Below are 18,391 nucleotides of genomic sequence, written 5' to 3'. Positions count from 1 at the left end.
AAAAAGGATTGCCCAGGCAATCCTTTTTTATTGGTGAAAATGGGTGGTGATCTGTACTTACTGGAAGGTATAGAGCAGATTAAAGGTGGTGACCGTATCAACCTGCTCTGTGCCATCGGGCACTACTTCGGTGTATTTCACGTTCATGCCCACTTTAAAGGCCAAGTCCTGAAACAGGATATTCTTGTAACCCATATCGAGTGTCACTGCGCTATTGTTTTGCCCTGTCTCGGCGGTGAGGTCGGCAGTAAAGCTGCTGTACTCATGAATTCGCTGCTCAAACTTGGCGGCGGCCCGTACAATCACATCTGTATTGGCATCCGGCGCAGGTTCAGTGGTGGTGGCTTTCGCCAGGCTGTATTGATAACCGGGGCCGATTTCGAGTTTGAGTTTGGTGGCATAGCTGCTGATGGCATCAAAACCGTAACCCACGGAACCCGTGTACAGGCGGGTGTATGAGCCAAACTCATCCCAGGTACCCTCACCGCGGCCAAAGAAGTAACCGGAATCGACCTTGTAGTTTGACTGCAACTGGACGTCGTACTTCTCTGCGGTAGTTTTTTCTGAATCGGACGCAAAATAGGCCTTCAACAAGGCTTCCTGCTTGGCTTTTTTGGTGTCGTAAATCAGCCGGGTGCGACCGTTAAAACTGGTGGACTGGGTGTTACCCGTATTGAGCTGGAGACCGGCTTCCACTTCTGCGGTCAGCCCTGTGGCGGGTTCCTGATACTGGGGCGGTACAAGTGCCTGTGCCTTTAGGCTTAACAGCAGGCAGCCGATGGAGAGGATACGTTTGTTTATCATTATTCAGCCTGTATTCCCGGTTTGACTACAGGCCCGGACTCCCGGGCGAAGATGCGACGGGCAATCATACCTTTGATGGTGGCCAGAACAAAGTTATTGCTTGAGTTTTCGGCCGTCATTATGTAATATTTCGCGCCTTATCAGCCCGATTGAATTCGTTCCTTGCCTCTAACTTGGTCCGGCTGAGCCAATAACGAGGCTACAAACCCGTAAGGAGCAATAAATGCGTCATTACGAAATCGTATTTATGGTTCACCCTGATCAGAGTGAACAAGTAGCTGGTATGATCGAGCGTTACACCGGTGTTATCACCGACGCTAACGGCAAGATCCACCGCTTGGAAGACTGGGGTCGTCGTCAACTGGCTTACCCAATCCAGGATCTGCACAAGGCTCACTACGTTCTGATGAACGTTGAAGCCACTGCTGAGTCTGTTGAAGAGCTGGAGACAGCTTTCCGTTTCAACGACGCTGTTCTGCGTAGCATGGTTATGCGCACCAAGGGTGCCATCACCGAAGCCTCTCCAATGGCTAAAGCTAAAGATGAGCGTGATGCTCGTCGTGCTGCCATCAGTGAGCGCTCTTCTGAGGCTGATGAAGCCGAAGAAAACGCTGAAGAATCTGCCGAGTAATTTCTGTTTGTGACCGCAAACTCTTTGGTGCTGACTGGCTCTGTATTAAGGGTCAGACGCTTTAAAAGCCCGGCCGGGATCCCACACTGTGTGGTTCAGCTTGAGCACCGAAGTCAACGTTTCGAAGCCGATTTGCCCAGAAACGTATATTGCCAAATACAGGCAATCATGAGCGGTCAGCACTTTGAGTGCATCACAGATAAATTGCAGGCAGGCATGGAGATCCAGGTAACAGGTTTTCTATCGACTCAACAGAGTCGGAGTGGACAAAGTCGCTTGGTACTGCATGCCGAAAATGTCGAATTGAAATCTTAGGAGACTGTCACATGGCACGTTATTTCCGTCGTCGCAAGTTCTGCCGTTTCACCGCTGAAGGTGTTGCAGAGATCGATTACAAAGATATTGCTACTCTGAAGAACTACATCACTGAGAGCGGCAAAATCGTTCCTAGCCGTATCACCGGTACCAGCGCTAAGTACCAGCGCCAACTGGCTCGCGCCATCAAGCGCGCTCGTTATCTTTCTCTGCTGCCATACACTGATCTGCATCAGTAATTCCAGCATTGAAGCCTAATCGTATAGAGAGGATTTGATAATGAACGTTATTCTGCTTGATAAAATCGCAAACCTGGGCAACCTGGGTGACCAGGTGTCTGTAAAGGCTGGTTACGCTCGTAACTTCCTGCTGCCTCAGGGCAAGGCCGTTGTTGCCAACGCTGAAAACGTAAAAGTTTTCGAAGCCCGCCGCGCTGAGCTGGAAGCTAAACTGGCTGCCGACCTGGCTGCTGCTGCTGACCGCGCCGAGAAGATCGCTGCTCTGGAAGCTGTTGTTATCGCTTCTAAAGCCGGTGACGAAGGCAAGCTGTTCGGTTCAGTTGGTACTCGCGACATCGCCGATGCCGTGACTGCTGCTGGCGTTGAACTGTCTAAAGCCGAAGTTCGTCTGCCACTGGGCGCTCTGCGCACCACTGGTGACTTCGAAGTTGAAGTACAGCTGCACACTGAAGTTAAGTCTGTTGTTAAAGTAACTGTTGTTGCTGAATAATCAGATTTGATTTTAAAGAAAACACCGCCTCCGGGCGGTGTTTTTTTATGTCCAATATACCATCACTGAGCTTTTAAAAAACGCCGCATGTTTTCACAAGAGGCGTTTTTACTTAGTGCATAGATAACCTCATTAGAAGTTATAGCGGGCGGTAAAGCTCACATAACGTGGCGATTGGAAATTCCTGGCGTTCAGGAATTCTGGGTTTTGCTGTGGTTCAGCACGGTTGATATCGCCTGTTTCTACGTACTCTGTTACTCGGTCTTGATTCAATACGTTGTAAACCTGCATCTGCAGAGTCAGCTTGTTATCAGCCCAGTGAGGGACATAGGTCAGACCCAGATCCAGTTTATGAGTCCAAGGTGTGCGGCCATACTGGCCACGGTAAGTTGGTTGATGCTCACCGTTCTCGTCTACACAGAAGAATGACGAGGCAGAGTAACCTTGCAACCCCCCCTGATCTACGCCCAAATCATCAGTCAGAGGTACATAACCATTACAATTGACTGGGCGACCTGAACTCAGGTTGAAATTCGCAGAGACAGACAGTTCATCTGTGAGGTAATAGGCGCCGAAGATTTTAAACTGGTGTCTGCGATCGTTTGGCAGATAGCCGTAGGCATTCTCTTGGAATAAGGGGTGGTCGAAGTCTTGGGTAAGACCTGCGTCATCCTGTTCCAGAGTTGAGTTTACGTAGCCTTCAATATTACCTTCACTCTTAGACCAAGTGTACGAAGCATCCATGTACCAATCATCACTGCTGGCCTTAGCGAGATTTAACTCAATTGCTTTATAGGTACGGTCATATGATTGCAGACCAATGTATGAGTTGGGAACTGTTACGTTGGTCAGATTTCCATCATTGTTCAGATCCATCGCCAGGTTGAAATCTTTCCCGGGGTTCATGATCAAACAGCCTGCCATGGTATCTTCGTCGAAGTTATCGTACCCGTTGTCTTCTGCCCAATCGATGAATGGCTGGTGAGAGCAGTAGTCATCCATGCCATCTTTGACTTCACGATGCACAAATTTGATGCTGGTCGTCCAGTCTTCGTTCAGGGCCAACTGATAACCAAGGATCAGTTCATCCTGATGCATAGGATCAAGGTCCGTCACCGCAATTGTTGCAGGGTTTGCTGCATTACGGTTGTCAAAAGCACCCTGGCCAATCTCATCACCGATGGTAACAGGGGCTCCGGTGGTTGGATCTATCCCTTCGAAATAGAAGTACTGAATATCGCGCCATTCAATACCAGCTGCACGAATGTTGGTGTTCGCGGCAACGGGTATATAGTAGCGTCCCCAGGTACCAAAAAGTTTTTGGGTAGAATCGCCTGCAACGTCATAGGAGAAGCCCAGACGCGGGGCGATGCTGTTATCTGCTTCCACGAAAGCGACACCATCAGCATTTCGGTTGACGAAGCTTTCGCTGCGTAAACCGGCATAGACAAGCAGTTCATCTGTTACTTGCCAGGTATCTTCGATAAAGAAGGCGGTGTTTTCGACTTCATAGTTTGCTGAAACTGAACCGCCGTCCCATGTGCGCACGTACTCAGTGCCTGCAGGGACATCAACACCGTTTACACGGCCTCTCGAAGTAAAGTAACGGAAGTACTTGTTATCAAAGCCTACACCTGTATAGGTAATACCGGCAGCACCGGATTCCCACTGCTCAATATCGGCACCAGCTCTGATGTTGTGGTCACCCAATACCCAATCCAATGACAGACGATATGAGAGTCTTTCGTCGGTGTCAGGGCCAAATTCCTGATCTCGTATAGTCGCTTGGTTTCTATTCCAGCAGCCAAGATAGACGAGTGCGTTGGGGTTTGGACCACGGCTGTCCCATACGCGTGGACATTCATAGCCTGGCAGCGCGTCTGGGTCGGTATAGATTTCATTTTTCATCGAACCGATCAGTGCTGAAACGGTGAAGTTATCAGTCAAAGCAGCGGTATACTTACCAATTAGGATATCTCCGCCAGTATGGAATGTGCGAATGGAGTCAGGATCGACGGTACCATGCTGTCCAGTATGGGTGACTTCGTCGTATTCGTATCCGACAAAATCAATTTCCTCTTTATTTCTTAAGGCAGTTAATTCAAATGTTTGATCGTCTGTAATGTTCCAGTCGAGCTTCAGCAGCATTTTCGGAGAATTGTTTTCAGTTGAAGAAGAAGTTTCACCTGAAGTGCTGAAAGTATCTGTGGTGTTATGTTTACCTTCAAACATCGCATAGAAGAACAACTTGTCTTCAATCAATGGACCACTGCCGTGTACGACATAGGAAAACTTATCATTTTGGTTCTGTGATCTGTACGCGAGATAAGGCGTTGTAGTCGGGGAGTTCAGCAATGCATCTTTCCCAGAGGCACGCAGTGAATCTGGTGTGTAGTACACAGTGCCGCCAAATTGCCAATCGTTGGTACCACGCTTGGTCACTACCGCAACTACCCCACCCAGCGAGCGGCCGTACTCAGCACCATAGCCACCGGTTTTAACTTGCTGCTGTGCTACTGCGTCGTATGGAAGATCAGCAAAGTCCAACAAAGTTCTGGTATTGGTTACGTCAAAACCGTTGAGGAAGTACGCGTTTTCAGCGACAGAAGAACCACCGAATGAAGCCAAATTACCGAAGCCGGAATCACCCTGTACGGTTCCGGGCGCCAGCAATGCTACCGAAGTCAAGTCGCGGCCTACGGGAAGCAGTTCTATTTGGTCGGCAAGAAATACAGATGTGGACTCTACTGATGAGGTGTCAATCGAAGATATTCTATTGCCTATCACAGATATAACCTCGGTGCTACCGCCACCAAAGTACACAGATGAACCAGTGCCGATAGTCACGATCACAACGTGTGATTCGCCGTCGCTAGCTGCGGTGTAAGTACCGGGTTGAATATTCGATATGCTGTATTTGCCATCCGATCCAACAACAACCTCTCTCTTGATGCCGGTCTTAGGATTAACCAACGTTACAGTTGATCCGGCTTTTGCCGTTCCGTATACGGAACCTGTGGTGTTATCGGCGAATACAGGGTTGTTTATTGTCAGTAATGTCGTTATTGAGGCCGCGAGAAGCGAGCGGCGGAAGTTGGTTCTAGACATGAGAAGCATTCCTTTGAACGTTTGTTATTTTAGATTCAGATGCTTACCTGCTTATGGGTGCAGGCTGGCCGGAAAAGCTTCTCACAATATGTTTTAAAAGTGTACAAAAATGTTAATTGAAAGTTAATTTTGATTCAGGATGTGTCAGCGGAAACAAAAAAGGCCGCTATCAGTAAGCGGCCTTTTTTTAATTAATGATTATCAATTAGTTACCAGGGTTAGTTCCTGTAACAAATTCTGTGCGTTATCCACCTTATCCATCATCCACAGGATATAGCGAATATCCACGTGGACTGCCCGGGTGATTTCCGGGTTGAAGAACCAGTCTTTGGTGATGGCTTCATAGGTGGAGTCAAAGTTGAGTCCCACCAATTCACCACGACCATTGAATACCGGAGAGCCAGAGTTACCACCGGTGGTATCTACGCTGGAGAGGAAGTTCACCGGCACCGAATTGAAGGCTTCGGGTTTGTCCTGACAGGAGAACAGTTTACACATAAAGCTGCGGGCGTCCGGGTAGAGGTCATCCACCTTGTGTGTGCCCATGTCACCACGCTTGATGGCATCCAGCACCTTTTGCGGCGCGTTGAATGGCTCTACGCCAGTGTGTTTGGCCACTATGCCTTCCAGACGGGTGAAAGGCTGCTTATAGAGTGCATCACGTGATTGATAGCCATCCACCATACCGTAGGTGATACGCAGGGTACCGTTGGCGTCGGGGTATACCGGCCAGCCTTTATCCTTGTTATAGGCAATCACGGCCTGCATCATCGCCGGTCGGGCAATGCTGAGCTTGCCGTCCAGGGTCTTTTCCGCTTTTTCCTGGGCCATACGGGTGTCGTAGAGTGCCACTGCCAGTTTGATAAAGGGATCGTTACTTGCCTCAAAGTCAGCCGGGGTTTTGTCCATCCAACCAAGACGTGTGGCCTGATCGGTGAGGCCGGTGGTTGCATAGAGTCCGTCCAGCATGGATGAAAGGTCCTGGCCGTCTTTAGCTGTCAGCATCTTGTCCAGCACATCCACGCGTTGGTCTTGACCGAGATACTCTTCAATATCCGCCTGCCACAGCACCCTGTCGACTTTCACATCAAAACTGGAGTCGATACGCTTCAGGCGATCGGCGAACATCTTCATGTCCCGTTCCTGATAGCCCAGCTCCCTGTCGGCATCGGCTTTTTGTTTCTCTTTGGCCAGGCGATAAAGGCTGTTTGCTGCGGTTAGCAGGTCGCTCGATTGGGCATTGTTGAAGTAGTAGGTGGTCTGATACTGAGTTTGGCCTTCTTTTATCAGTGCCTTGAGTTCATCCATCTGTTTGGCATCGCCATGGCTGGCATACCAGGTCATGAAGGCGTCTTCACGTTGCTGCTTGATGGCGGCAATGTCGGTAGCTTTAAAGCCGTCGAGCAGGCCGTTCAGCTTCTTCATGCGGTTGGCCATACCAGCCACGGTACCGGCGTACTTAATGGCCAGTTCAGCATCGGCAGCGCCCATGGCTTCGATGGTATCTATACGGGCCTGGAAGCGTTTGGCTTGGGTGGGGTAGAGCCAGTCACTGGCAAACTCAAGTTCGGTGGTCAAACGGTAGCGGCTGGTTGAGCCTGGATAGCCAGCGGCAAATACACCATCACCGGCTTTCACGCCGCTGGCGTTGATCTTGAGGAAGCTTTTTGGCTGATATGGCACGTTGTCTTCTGCGTAAGGTGCCGGTTTGCCATCTTTACCCACATAGGCGCGCAGGAAGGTGAAATCGCCGCTGTGGCGTGGGTATTCGTAGTTGTCGATATCGCCGCCGTAGCCGCCGACACTTTCAGGAGGCGCGTAGACGAGGCGTACATCGCGGATCATCAGCTGCTTGATGAGGTAGTATTCCAGGCCGTTGTGGAAGCTTCTGACCGAGCAGCGGTAGTTATCGTCACTCTCACACTCTTTGATGAGTGCCTTTTGACGATTCTCAATCGTTTCAACACGGGCCAGTGGTTCTTCCGGCAGGGCGTCACGGATCTGTGCACTGACATCTGTGACGGCTTCGGTCACGTACAGGCGCTCGTTGGGGCCGGCAGAAGGCTCTTTGTCCATGCTGGTCGCCAGGAAGCCATCGGCAAGATAGTTTTTCTCTTTACTGCTGTTATATTGAATGGCTCGGAACGCGCAGTGATGATTTGTCACTGCCAGCCCTTGGGGGGATACAAAACTGGCGGTACAATAGCCCAGCCCCACCACGGCGTTCATGGGATAGCGGCTTAAGTCGGCCAACTGCTCAGCTGGTATGTCGATACCGCGGGCTTTGAGTTTGTCTGCGATGGAAGGCATTTGATAAGGTTGCCACTGGCCTTCGTCGGCGAGTGCCACTCCGGAAGAAAGCACCAGAGCCGCTGCCACTAGGTTGCGCATGTTGATTCCTTAATTATTGTTCGTGAGTCCATCGTGGATGGGATGCGTTTGGCTTTGGTGATGCCAAAGTCGGTGAGTTTTATACCATATTTTGCAAATCCGTTGGATATTGGGAGACTGAATGTCACAGGAAACCGCCTTTAAACCAAAGGGCAAGTTAAAAGATGCCCAGGTTGAAGCCATCAAAATGCCGCCGCATTCGATAGAGGCCGAGCAATCGGTGCTTGGCGGCCTGATGTTGGATGCTGAGGCTTGGGACAAAGTGGCTGAAGCCGTGGTTCGTGAAGACTTTTACTCCCGTTCCCACCGATTGATTTTCTCTGCCATGCAAAAGCTGGTGGAGCAGGGCCAGCCCCTGGATTTGATTACAGTGTCAGAGCAGCTCGAACTGAATAACGAGCTGGACGATGCCGGTGGTTTTGCCTATTTGGGTGAAATTGCCAAAAACACCCCCAGCGCCGGTAACATATTGTCTTACGCTGAAATTGTGCGTGAGCGCGCCGTGGTGCGGGAAATGATTCGGGTTGCCCACGAGATTGCCGATGCGGGATATAACCCTGAAGGCCGTGATTCCAGTGCCTTGCTGGACCTGGCGGAAACCAAGGTATTCAAGATTGCCGAACAGCGGGCCAATGCCAACGAAGGCCCCGAAGACATCAAGGCTATCCTGGAAAAAACCGTCGATAAAATCGAGCAGCTCTACAACAACCCCCACAACGGTGTGACCGGGGTATCCAGCGGCTTTTCGGATCTCGACCGTATGACGGCGGGTTTTCAAAGCGGTGACCTGGTGATTGTGGCCGCACGTCCGTCCATGGGGAAAACCACCTTCGCCATGAACCTCTGCGAATACGCCGCCATGAACGAGGATAAACCGGTACTGATTTTCAGTCTCGAGATGCCCTCGGAACAGATCATGATGCGTATGCTCGCGTCCCTTGGCCGTGTTGACCAAACCAAGGTGCGTACCGGCCAGCTGGATGACGAGGATTGGGCGCGGGTGTCTTCCACCATGGGGTTGATGCTCGAGCAGGGCAAGATGTACATCGACGACAGCTCTGGCCTGACCCCAACCGAAGTGCGCAGCCGTGCCCGCAGGGTAGCCCGTGAGTGGGGTGGCCTGTCGATGATCATGGTGGACTACCTGCAGTTGATGCAGGTTCCGGCGCTGGCGGATAACCGTACCCTGGAAATCGCCGAAATTTCCCGCTCGCTCAAGGCGCTCGCCAAGGAGCTGGAAATCCCGGTGATTGCCCTGTCACAGCTTAACCGCTCGCTGGAACAAAGGGCCGATAAACGCCCGGTAAACTCGGATCTTCGTGAATCCGGCTCTATCGAGCAGGATGCGGACCTTATCATGTTTATCTACCGGGACGAGGTATACAATAACGACTCCCAAGATAAAGGCACTGCCGAAATCATCATTGGTAAGCAACGTAACGGCCCCATTGGCCGGGTGCGCCTGACCTTCCAGGGGCAATTCTCCCGCTTTGACAACTATGCCGGCCCTCAGTTTGAAGAAGACTGATCCTTGCTCGAATCTCACAAGGCAGATGTATTGAAACCTTTTCCCCGCGCAGAAATCAGCAGTCGCGCGCTGAAGGCCAACCTTAAACGGCTGCGTCAAATTGCCCCGGGCAGCAAGGTCATGGCCGTGGTGAAAGCCAACGGTTATGGCCATGGACTGCTCAATGTGGCCCAGGTACTAACCGATGCCCATTCAGATGCCGATGCAGATGGTTTCGGGCTGGCAAGGCTTGAGGAAGCTCTGGAGGTCAGAGCCGGTGGTGTGTCCGCCAGACTCTTATTACTGGAAGGCTTTTTCCGCAGTGAAGATTTGCCCCTGCTGGTGGAGCATGACATAGACACGGTTGTTCACCATGTCTCCCAGCTGGACATGCTGGAATCCGTCAGTCTGTCCAAGCCTGTCACCGTGTGGCTCAAAATCGATTCAGGTATGCACCGGCTGGGGTTTCATGCCAGCGAGTTTGAGGGCGTGTACCAGAGACTGCAGCAAAACCACAACGTGGCCAAACCCGTGCATCTGATGACACATTTCAGTTGCGCCGATGAGCCGCAAAAAGACTTTACCGCTACACAGATGGCCCATTTTAACGCCCTGACCCAGGGATTGCCCGGCGACAGAACCCTGGCTAACTCAGCAGGGGTGCTTTACTGGCCGCAAAGCCAGGCCGATTGGATTCGTCCGGGCATTGCGCTTTATGGCGTGTCTCCCGTAGCGGGTGACCTTGGAAGCAACCACGGCCTCGAACCTGCAATGGAGCTGGTATCGCAATTGATAGCGGTGCGGGAGCACAGCGCCGGCGAGAGTGTGGGCTATGGCGCATACTGGACGGCCAGACGCGATACGCGCCTTGGTGTGGTGGCCATAGGTTATGGTGACGGTTACCCCCGCAATGCCCCCGAGGGCACGCCGGTACTGGTTAATGGCCGACGGGTGCCCATTGTTGGCCGGGTTTCCATGGACATGCTGACAGTGGACCTGGGGCCTGCCGCCACAGATAGAGTGGGTGACAGGGCACTTCTCTGGGGCAAGGATCTGCCCGTGGAAGAGGTGGCGGAGCGAATTGGCACCATTGCCTATGAGTTGGTGACCAAGCTAACCCCAAGGGTGGCGGTTTGCCTCGATTAACTTAAAAAAGGCGCTCATTTTTGGAGCGCCTTTTTTTGTACCGTATTAATTCTCGAAGCAAATCTCAATGTAAGCAGTGCCGTAGGGGCTGGTGAATGGCATGATAATTTTGGTGCCATCGGCCTTGTGGGAAATTCTGTGACCCGTTCCTGCCACTACCACTGGGGTCGCCATCTCAAAATCGTATCCCTTGTCACTCAAGAGGTTTTTGGCGCCGCCTGTGACCATATTGGTGATTTCACCCACCATATCAGTGACCTCATCATTGATGGTCCCCGGGTTTTCGCCCAGCATGTTTTGCATGATTTGCAGTGCCAGACTTTGCTCGAACGTGATGGACATAGAGCCCTTGGTCTGAGGGCCTACCATGCCAATCAGCCCTGAGACATCCCCCTTGGCAAGATTATCGGTTTTCAGCCGGGGCTTACCCGGAGTGAGCTGCATCGATGCCATGGTCGAGACAACATTGAGCAGAGATTGTAGAAACGGATTGATAAATTCGACATTCATGCTTGGCGATTCCTCGCTGATAGCTTGGGTGCGACCCCCTGATGGTGACCACATACCCATAAGCGTAGATGAATTTATGCGGCGGAGTGAACTTTTGCCCACACCGGCAGCGGCTATTATGGGTGTCGTTTTTTATTGTGCGAGTGTAAAATAGCCGCCCTTTTACGCAGTCTACAGGATGGGGAAAGCTCATGCCATCGCCACTCAACCGCACCTTCTCTGTCGCGCCAATGCTCGATTGGACCGACAGACACTACCGCTATTTTGCACGTCTGATGTCCAAAGAGGCGCTGCTTTATACCGAAATGGTGACGACGGGCGCAATTCTCCACGGAAAAGGCGATTATCTGGCCTACAACCAGGAAGAGCACCCCCTGGCGTTGCAGTTGGGCGGTTCAGACCCCAAGGATTTGGCGGCCTGCGCCAAGCTTGCTGGGGCCCGTGGTTATGATGAAGTGAATATCAACGTGGGTTGTCCGTCTGATCGGGTACAGAATGGTCGCTTTGGTGCCTGTTTGATGGCCGAGCCTAAGTTGGTGGCTGAGTGTGTAGACGCCATGCGTCAGCAGGTGTCTGTTCCTGTCACAGTGAAGACCCGTATTGGCATTGATGAGCAGGACTCTTACGGTTTTCTCACAGACTTTATCGAGACCGTCTCAGCGGCTGGCTGCGATACCTTTATTATTCATGCCCGTAAGGCCTGGCTGCAGGGATTGAGTCCGAAAGAGAACCGTGAAATTCCGCCCCTGGATTATGAGCGGGTGTATCAGCTGAAACGGGACTACCCCCAGCTCTCCATCAGTATCAATGGTGGCGTGACCAGTATTGAGCAGGCTAAAACCCATCTGGCGCAGCTCGATGGCGTCATGGTAGGCCGTGAAGCGTATCAGAACCCCTATATTTTAGCCTCGGTGGACTCTGAACTTTGCGGTAAGCCAGCGGTTGTCAGCAGTCGGGAGGAGGTTATCGGGAAGCTGCTTCCCTATATCGGGAAACACCTCGCCGATGGTGGACGCCTGAACCATATCAGTCGGCATATCATTGGTTTGTATCAGGGCTTGCCGGGCTCCCGCGCCTGGAGGAGATACCTGAGTGAGAATGCCCATAAGCCGGGAGCAGGCATCGAAGTGATTGAAAATGCAATAAAAGCCATGGAGCTCACCACTAACTAAGGCCCTATTAAGCGTCATTTGGTGAAATTAACCACAACGGTGGTTAATTTCACCTGTCTCCAATCTTAACGCCCGCCTCAGACCCCACTCTCTTTTTTAAATTTTAATAAAATCCTTTAAAAACAGATTGATAAGTTTTTTGTTAAACTTGGCACGACACTTGTAATACCTGATGTGACATAGGTTAACAACAGGAGTGAACACCATGTTTAATCGCACACTGACCGCCCTGGCCCTGATGGTTACTCTGGGAATGGCAAACAACGTTCAAGCTACTGAATTTTCAACTACTGATTTACTGCGCTCTGTCGAAATGAGCGTGATGAACCAAACCAAGGAAATGCTGCAAAATGCCGCTTTGGACCTGGAATTGGAGCTTAAAGCTGAGCTGACCAAGACCTGGGGAACGCTGACTGAAACCGCATCTGCCAAAGATGAGGAACAGAAAAAAGCGCTGGTCGCCGCCAAGGAGTAAGGCATGTGGTTGACACTGGGACTCTCGATGAAAACCGCATTGGTCTTGATGTTACCCGTAGCAAGCTTTCTGGCCTGTACCCTGGTGACCTACCTGATGCGCTGGCACAGGATTTAACTTCAGTGAAAGGAAAAGCATGAATATGGGCATTGAAATGCGTCTTAAAAATCCCCGTCGTCTGGTGTGCGGTGTAGCCGCCCAAATGGCAACCAAGTTTGGCTGGTCTTGCATGTGGACGCGGGTTGCCTGGATGGTGTCGACACTCATCAATCCGGCCATCACCCTGTTGATTTACTTTGCCCTGGCGCTGGTAATGGACAAGTGGGAGGCTTGATGGGGCTAAATGCTGAGTGAATCTGCCCCTTGTTAACGGTATTGCTTCAGTGTCGTTAGCAAGGGGCAGAGGTTTCAGGATTTCGTAAGAAACGCCTGAAAGCGGGCCTTGGCCTCATCGCTTTTTAATCTTTCCCCAAAGGCTTCCAGCTCGAGATGCATCTGGTGCTGCACCCTGTGTTTGTGGGGACGCATTAATTGCCGGGTTTGCTGCAATGCCTGCGGCGGTTGGCTTGCCAGTTTACGTGCCTTATCCAGCGCCGTTTGTTGCAATTCCTCTTTGGAACACAAGGCATTGATAAGCTTTAATGACAATGCCGTCTCGGCGTCGAATGGCTCTGCGAGTAATAGCAGTTCAGCTGCTTTTTGATAGCCAACCAATTCGGGCAGCAAGATACTGGCACCTGCCTCGGGCACCAATGCCAAATTGACGAAGGGCAGTTGGAATTTAGCGCTGTTATCGGCATACACCAGATCGCAGTGAAGCAGTAGAGTGGTACCAATACCAACAGCGCTGCCGCTCACTGCTGCTACCAGAGGTTTTTTCAGCTCCAGCAAGCAATACAGGAAACGCACGGCGGGGTGATTTGGACCTAATTCACTGTTTTGCAAAAAGTCAGCAACATCATTCCCCGAGGTGAAACAATTGGCTTCACCGGTCAGCAGGAAGGCTCGAATGTCATTGTCGCTCTCACCTTGCATAAGGTATTCTGTGAGCTGCCTGTACATATCAAGGTCTAAAGCATTGCGTTTTTCCGGGCGATTGAAGCTGATTACCCTTACGCCATCCAGATCCTTGACGAGTATTTTACTCATGGGGTTGTCCTCAAAAAATAGCTTGGCTTGACATGGAGTGTATGACATTGAAATCGATATTCAAACACATGTTTAATTTCGGCCTGATTGGCCTGCTGTCCATGCCCGCCATGGCTGAGATTATAGTAAAAGATGGTTTTGTGCGCGCCATGCCGCCATCCTCCCCCAATACCGCCGCCTATTTCACCCTCGAAAATCACGGTCCGTCCACCGAACTGATTGCCGTTGAGACCAACATCGCCAAAGAAGCACAGTTGCACACCCTGCTGACCGAAAATGACATAGTTAAAATGCGCCAGGTTGAAGGGTTTGACTTGCCGTCACACGGTACCTTGAAACTGGGTGAACAGGGTGACCATGTCATGCTGCTTGGGCTTGCATCACCGCTGGCCGAAGGCAACATGGTGACACTGCTGCTTAAATTCAAAGATGGTCAGACCCTTGAGATCAAACTGCCGGTAGCCAAAGCTGGCAATGCTCAGGCAGATGAACATCATCACCATCATCATTAAAGGAGTAATTCAAGATGCAAGTGACATGGAAAAAGGTCGCTGGTGTGGCGGCTGTGATAGTCGTCATCATGTACGGCGTCAGTGTCTGGTGGAGTGTTGAACCTGATGTGCTTGAGCCGGAGGTCCTCAACGCGGAAAATGGCCAACAGATCGTGGGTTATGCTACGACTTCCTCACTCATCAATACCGTTGAAACCCTGCTCAACAAACAAGGCGGTTGGTTATCCAACGACACCACGCCACCGTCAGTGTTTATGGATAATATGCCGGCGTTTGAGTTTGGGGCCCTCGAACAGGTGCGGGACCTGGCGCTGGTAATGCGTAAAGAGTTCAGCCGCTCTCAGTCACAATCGACCGCCGATAACGACCTGCTGGAGGCACACTCCAAGCTCAATATCGATCACACGTCCTGGTTGGTGCCCAGCGCTGAAAGCGAGTACAGCGATGCGGTTAAACTGCTGAAACTCTACCGTGCACGTATTGCCGACACCAGTAATAGAGACGCACAGTTTTACGCCCGGGCTGATAATCTGAACGAATGGCTGAAAGAGGTACAAAAACGTCTTGGCAGCATGTCACAGAGGCTCTCGGCCAGTGTCGGTCAGGAAAGGCTTAACACAGATTTGGCCGGTGATAATTCGGCGCGTCAATCCACCCCCAATTTAGCCGCACAGCAAATCAAAACCAGCTGGTGGCAAATTGATGATGTCTTCTATGAGACCCGCGGTTCTTGCTGGGCCTTGCTTAACTTCATGAAAGCCGTCGAGGTCGATTTTGCCGATGTGCTCAAGAAGAAGAATGCCGAAGTCAGTTTAAAGCAGATCATTCGTGAGCTGGAATCTACCCAGCAGACCGTATGGAGTCCGCTGGTCCTTAACGGTTCAGGCTTTGGCTATGTGGCTAACCACTCTCTGGTTATGGCCAACTACGTCTCACGCGCCAATGCGGCGCTCATTGATTTAACCAATTTGCTTTCACAGGGTTAATTATGAAAAAAACCATTCTGGCTGCCTCACTGCTTTCTGCGTTGGCTGCGTTTTCGGCCAACGCGGCCACTGTTGTTGGTTTTAAAGTCGGTGCCGATTACTGGCATGCGGATGCCAAAGGTAATGTGCCTGACGATGCCGGTAACCTGCACGGGTTTGATTACGACACATCGGGCCAGACAAGTGTTTGGTTTGCCGTTGAGCATCCTGTGCCCTTGCTGCCGAACCTGCTGATCCGTGAAAATCGCCTCGAGGAAGACGGTTTTAACGCTGATGCTACTCTGGCCTTCGGTGGTATTCCTTTCAATGGTGAACTCTATAGCACCATGGATCTGAGCAATACCGACTTTGTGCTTTACTACGAGCTGCTGGACAACGATATCGTGTCCCTGGATGTGGGCGGCGCCTACAAAAAGATGAACGGTTCACTGCGCATCAGCAATGCCTCGGGTGTTGCTGCGCAAAAGGACTTTACCGATGGTATTATCATGGGTTACGCCAGTGCCGTGGTAGGAATGCCTGGTCTCGGTCTCTATGGCTTTGCCGACCTGATGGCGGGTTTGGATGAAAGCCAGGTATACGATTACAGTGTGGGTCTTGGCTGGGAGTTTGATGGTATAGCGCTGGATACCCGCATCCGTGCAGGTTATCGTGAATTCAGTTTCGATGTGAATGGCTTCGATGGCATCAGTACTGACAGCAGTTTCAAAGGCTATTTTGCCGGTGTGGAACTGCTGTTCTAAGTCAGTATCAAGGTTATAAAAAAACCGCCATCAGGCGGTTTTTTTGTACTTGTTACGATTATTCTGCGGCCTTCAAACCATTGTTGATGGCAATCACATCATCCTCGTTCAGGGTGCCGGCAGCTTGTTTCAGGGCCAGCACCGAGCTGATGTAGCTGTAACGCGCATCAGACAGCTTACGCTTGGAGTCGTAGAGGTCCCGGGTACGGTTGAGTACGTCAACGATGGTACGGGTACCCACTTCGAAACCGGACTGAGTGGCTCCGAGTGCGCTTTCGGACGACAGCACGGATTGCTCATAGGCACGGATAGAGCTGATTGAGGCACCCACGTTATTGAAGTTGTTTCTTACATCCTTCACTACGCGGCGATACGTTTGCTCCAGCTTTTCACTGGCTTCCACATACTTGTACTGAGCCTGTTCCACCTGGGAGGTGACCTTGAATCCTTCAAAGATAGGGATAGACAGTGTCACGCCGATAGAGCTGTTGTCGTAATCAGGGCCGGGTGTTTGTTCAAAACCCTTGGTGTAACCAGCGCTCAGACTCAGAGATGGGTAATGACCCGCTTTATAGAGGGAAATCGTCTCTTCTGCGATGTCTTTACCAATGCGTTGAGTCAGCAGATCAGTACTGTTGCTTTCTGCCATCTTAATCCATTCGTTGGGAACGGCAGGCGCGGGGGCGGCGGCACTGAAACGGTTTGTGTCCAGTACGTTGATGGACTTATGGTCAATCCCTGTAATTTCACGCAGTGCTTCATAGCTGTTTGACAGGGTGTTTTCGGCCAGAATTTCGGTGGCAGAGGCCAGGTCATATTGGGCCTGGGCTTCGTGCACGTCGGTCATGGCTGTCAAACCCACGGCAAAACGCTGTTTGGTTTGCTCGAGCTGACGCTCAATGGCGCGCTTCTCGGCGCCCTGGAACTCGTAGTTATCCTTGGCCTTGAGTACGTCAAAGTAGGCTTTGGTCACACGGGTGATGAGGTTTTGCAGCGCGGACGCATAGGCTGCATCGGCTTGCGCGGCGGCTTTCTCAGCCAGTGACAGGCCAACCCAGGCGCTGTGATCATAAATCACCTGAGTTAATTTGACGCCACCGGTAAAGCCATCGGAGTCTTCGGATGGGTCTTTCCAGGCCTTGTCGTAACCGACATTGGCACTGATGGTGGGCAACAGGGGAGCGCGGTTTTCTTCAATCTGGGCGTAAAGCGCGTTGCGCTGAGCCTGAGCCTGCAGAACCAAAGGGTCGTTGGTCAGTGCCTGCTGATAGATTTGAAGCAGATCATCGGCATGGGCATTTGTTGCACCGGCTGCCAAAAGCACTGCGGCGCACAGAGAGCTGAGCTTGAATTTCATTGGCTGTCCTTATTGAGACAAAGTCCCCCAGGGGGGTAATAACTGGGTTAAACTGATGTGCCCTTATACCCGGGCGGTTCGCGCTTCCCGACGCTTCCCGAAACAGCTAAAAGTTAATGGTTGAAATACTAAAAAATCAACCATTTTTGAGTCAAACCCGAAGTGTAACAGATTTTATTTTAAATCTTTGTGCGAATCCCATGATAATAAGTGAATCACCTCGTCAAGGAGCAGCGAATGTTTAACAGACTCTTCAGTCGTGAAGACATTGAAGTACTGGACTCGAGCACCCTGTATCAGGGTTTTTTCAAGATGGTCAGGTATCAGTTTCGCCATCGTTTGTTTGCCGGTGGCTGGAGTGAGGTCGTCTCGCGGGAAGTGTTTGAACGTGGTCATGCTGTTGTGGTGTTGCCCTATGACCCGGTAACAGACCAGGTGGTGTTGATTGAACAGGTCAGGTTTCCGGCACTCGAAACCTCTGAATTCCCATGGCTGCTGGAGTTGGTGGCGGGCATGATGGAAGCAGGAGAGTCGGCCGAAGACGTGGCCCGCAGAGAGTTGATGGAAGAAGCGGGGCTTACTGCATCGCGGGTGTTGCCCTTCGGCAGCTATCTCTCCAGTCCCGGTGGCTGCAGCGAGCGCTTTTATTGTTTTATGGCTGAAGTCGATGCCAGTCAGGCGGAAGGTCTGCATGGCCTTGCCCATGAGCATGAGGATATTAGGGTGCACGTGATGAGCCGCGAAGCCGCCTATGCCATGGTGGAAAGTGGTGAAATTGATAATGGCTCAACCGTGCTTGGCCTGCAGTGGCTTGAGTTGAACCGGCACAAGCTCGTGCGGAGTCACTTTTGAAGGG

General features: G+C 51.4%; 19 protein-coding genes. 13 read left to right on the top strand and 6 right to left on the bottom strand.

Annotated features, from left to right (window positions below):
- Positions 1-57: 57 nt before the first annotated feature.
- Positions 58-804: a DUF481 domain-containing protein gene (locus K0H63_RS16805; protein WP_220065667.1), complete on the bottom strand. Its 747-nt coding sequence runs from the start codon at positions 802-804 to the stop codon at positions 58-60.
- 223 nt (positions 805-1,027) lie between these two features.
- On the opposite strand from K0H63_RS16805, the gene rpsF reads away from it, so the two are divergent.
- The 4 genes from rpsF to rplI are packed head-to-tail and all read left to right on the top strand — an operon-like array spanning position 1,028 to position 2,479.
- Positions 1,028-1,435 (top strand): 30S ribosomal protein S6, encoded by a 408-nt coding sequence (rpsF, locus tag K0H63_RS16800; protein ID WP_220065666.1) that lies wholly within the window; start codon positions 1,028-1,030, stop codon positions 1,433-1,435.
- A gap of 9 nt (positions 1,436-1,444) precedes the next feature.
- A complete protein-coding gene (priB, locus tag K0H63_RS16795) occupies positions 1,445-1,750 on the top strand; it encodes a primosomal replication protein N (RefSeq protein ID WP_083766423.1) in 306 nt (101 codons plus the stop codon).
- 11 nt (positions 1,751-1,761) lie between these two features.
- Positions 1,762-1,989 (top strand): 30S ribosomal protein S18, encoded by a 228-nt coding sequence (rpsR, locus tag K0H63_RS16790; protein WP_011761169.1) that lies wholly within the window; start codon positions 1,762-1,764, stop codon positions 1,987-1,989.
- A 40-nt stretch (positions 1,990-2,029) separates the two neighbouring features.
- On the top strand, positions 2,030-2,479 hold the full coding sequence (rplI, locus tag K0H63_RS16785) for a 50S ribosomal protein L9 (RefSeq protein WP_220065665.1): 450 nt from the start codon (positions 2,030-2,032) through the stop codon (positions 2,477-2,479).
- Between the two features lie 132 nt (positions 2,480-2,611).
- On the opposite strand, the gene K0H63_RS16780 is transcribed toward rplI, so the two are convergent.
- Positions 2,612-5,587, bottom strand: a complete 2,976-nt coding sequence (locus K0H63_RS16780) for a TonB-dependent receptor (protein ID WP_220065664.1) — start codon at positions 5,585-5,587, stop codon at positions 2,612-2,614.
- Positions 5,588-5,788: 201 nt separating this feature from the next.
- The gene (locus K0H63_RS16775; RefSeq protein WP_220065663.1) at positions 5,789-7,978 is read right to left on the bottom strand and encodes a S46 family peptidase; all 2,190 of its coding nucleotides are present in this window, start codon (positions 7,976-7,978) and stop codon (positions 5,789-5,791) included.
- A 121-nt stretch (positions 7,979-8,099) separates the two neighbouring features.
- Between K0H63_RS16775 and dnaB the strand changes: the two genes are divergently transcribed.
- Both dnaB and alr read left to right on the top strand, forming a co-directional pair.
- Entirely contained in the window at positions 8,100-9,506 is a 1,407-nt protein-coding gene (gene dnaB / locus K0H63_RS16770) for a replicative DNA helicase (RefSeq protein ID WP_220065662.1), read from the top strand.
- 30 nt (positions 9,507-9,536) lie between these two features.
- Positions 9,537-10,631, top strand: coding sequence for an alanine racemase (gene alr, locus K0H63_RS16765; protein ID WP_220065661.1), 1,095 nt, complete (start codon positions 9,537-9,539; stop codon positions 10,629-10,631).
- A 45-nt stretch (positions 10,632-10,676) separates the two neighbouring features.
- Here alr and K0H63_RS16760 read toward each other — a convergent pair whose 3' ends face one another.
- Positions 10,677-11,141, bottom strand: a complete 465-nt coding sequence (locus K0H63_RS16760) for a chemotaxis protein CheX (protein WP_011761163.1) — start codon at positions 11,139-11,141, stop codon at positions 10,677-10,679.
- 191 nt (positions 11,142-11,332) lie between these two features.
- Here K0H63_RS16760 and dusA point away from each other — a divergent pair, with 191 nt between their 5' ends.
- From dusA to K0H63_RS16745, 3 genes are all read left to right on the top strand, one after another.
- A complete protein-coding gene (gene dusA / locus K0H63_RS16755; RefSeq protein WP_220065660.1) occupies positions 11,333-12,313 on the top strand; it encodes a tRNA dihydrouridine(20/20a) synthase DusA in 981 nt (326 codons plus the stop codon).
- A gap of 205 nt (positions 12,314-12,518) precedes the next feature.
- On the top strand, positions 12,519-12,788 hold the full coding sequence (locus K0H63_RS16750) for a hypothetical protein (protein ID WP_220065659.1): 270 nt from the start codon (positions 12,519-12,521) through the stop codon (positions 12,786-12,788).
- Between the two features lie 136 nt (positions 12,789-12,924).
- Positions 12,925-13,122: a PspC domain-containing protein gene (locus K0H63_RS16745; RefSeq protein WP_220065658.1), complete on the top strand. Its 198-nt coding sequence runs from the start codon at positions 12,925-12,927 to the stop codon at positions 13,120-13,122.
- Positions 13,123-13,196: 74 nt separating this feature from the next.
- On the opposite strand, the gene K0H63_RS16740 is transcribed toward K0H63_RS16745, so the two are convergent.
- The gene (locus tag K0H63_RS16740; protein WP_220065657.1) at positions 13,197-13,937 is read right to left on the bottom strand and encodes an enoyl-CoA hydratase; all 741 of its coding nucleotides are present in this window, start codon (positions 13,935-13,937) and stop codon (positions 13,197-13,199) included.
- Positions 13,938-13,969: 32 nt separating this feature from the next.
- Between K0H63_RS16740 and K0H63_RS16735 the strand changes: the two genes are divergently transcribed.
- The 3 genes from K0H63_RS16735 to K0H63_RS16725 are packed head-to-tail and all read left to right on the top strand — an operon-like array spanning position 13,970 to position 16,178.
- Positions 13,970-14,449, top strand: a complete 480-nt coding sequence (locus K0H63_RS16735) for a copper chaperone PCu(A)C (RefSeq protein ID WP_220065656.1) — start codon at positions 13,970-13,972, stop codon at positions 14,447-14,449.
- Positions 14,450-14,463: 14 nt separating this feature from the next.
- A complete protein-coding gene (locus K0H63_RS16730) occupies positions 14,464-15,435 on the top strand; it encodes a DUF2333 family protein (protein WP_220065655.1) in 972 nt (323 codons plus the stop codon).
- Between the two features lie 2 nt (positions 15,436-15,437).
- Positions 15,438-16,178: a TIGR04219 family outer membrane beta-barrel protein gene (locus K0H63_RS16725; protein WP_011761156.1), complete on the top strand. Its 741-nt coding sequence runs from the start codon at positions 15,438-15,440 to the stop codon at positions 16,176-16,178.
- 58 nt (positions 16,179-16,236) lie between these two features.
- On the opposite strand, the gene tolC is transcribed toward K0H63_RS16725, so the two are convergent.
- On the bottom strand, positions 16,237-17,535 hold the full coding sequence (tolC, locus tag K0H63_RS16720) for an outer membrane channel protein TolC (RefSeq protein WP_220065654.1): 1,299 nt from the start codon (positions 17,533-17,535) through the stop codon (positions 16,237-16,239).
- A gap of 237 nt (positions 17,536-17,772) precedes the next feature.
- Here tolC and nudF point away from each other — a divergent pair, with 237 nt between their 5' ends.
- Entirely contained in the window at positions 17,773-18,387 is a 615-nt protein-coding gene (gene nudF, locus K0H63_RS16715) for an ADP-ribose diphosphatase (protein WP_220065653.1), read from the top strand.
- Positions 18,388-18,391: the final 4 nt, after the last annotated feature.

Source organism: Shewanella zhangzhouensis (assembly GCF_019457615.1).
Taxonomy (GTDB): Bacteria; Pseudomonadota; Gammaproteobacteria; order Enterobacterales; family Shewanellaceae; genus Shewanella; species Shewanella zhangzhouensis.
The sequence above is the reverse complement of the archived record's forward strand: the minus strand, read 5'-3'. Positions and strand labels throughout refer to the sequence as shown.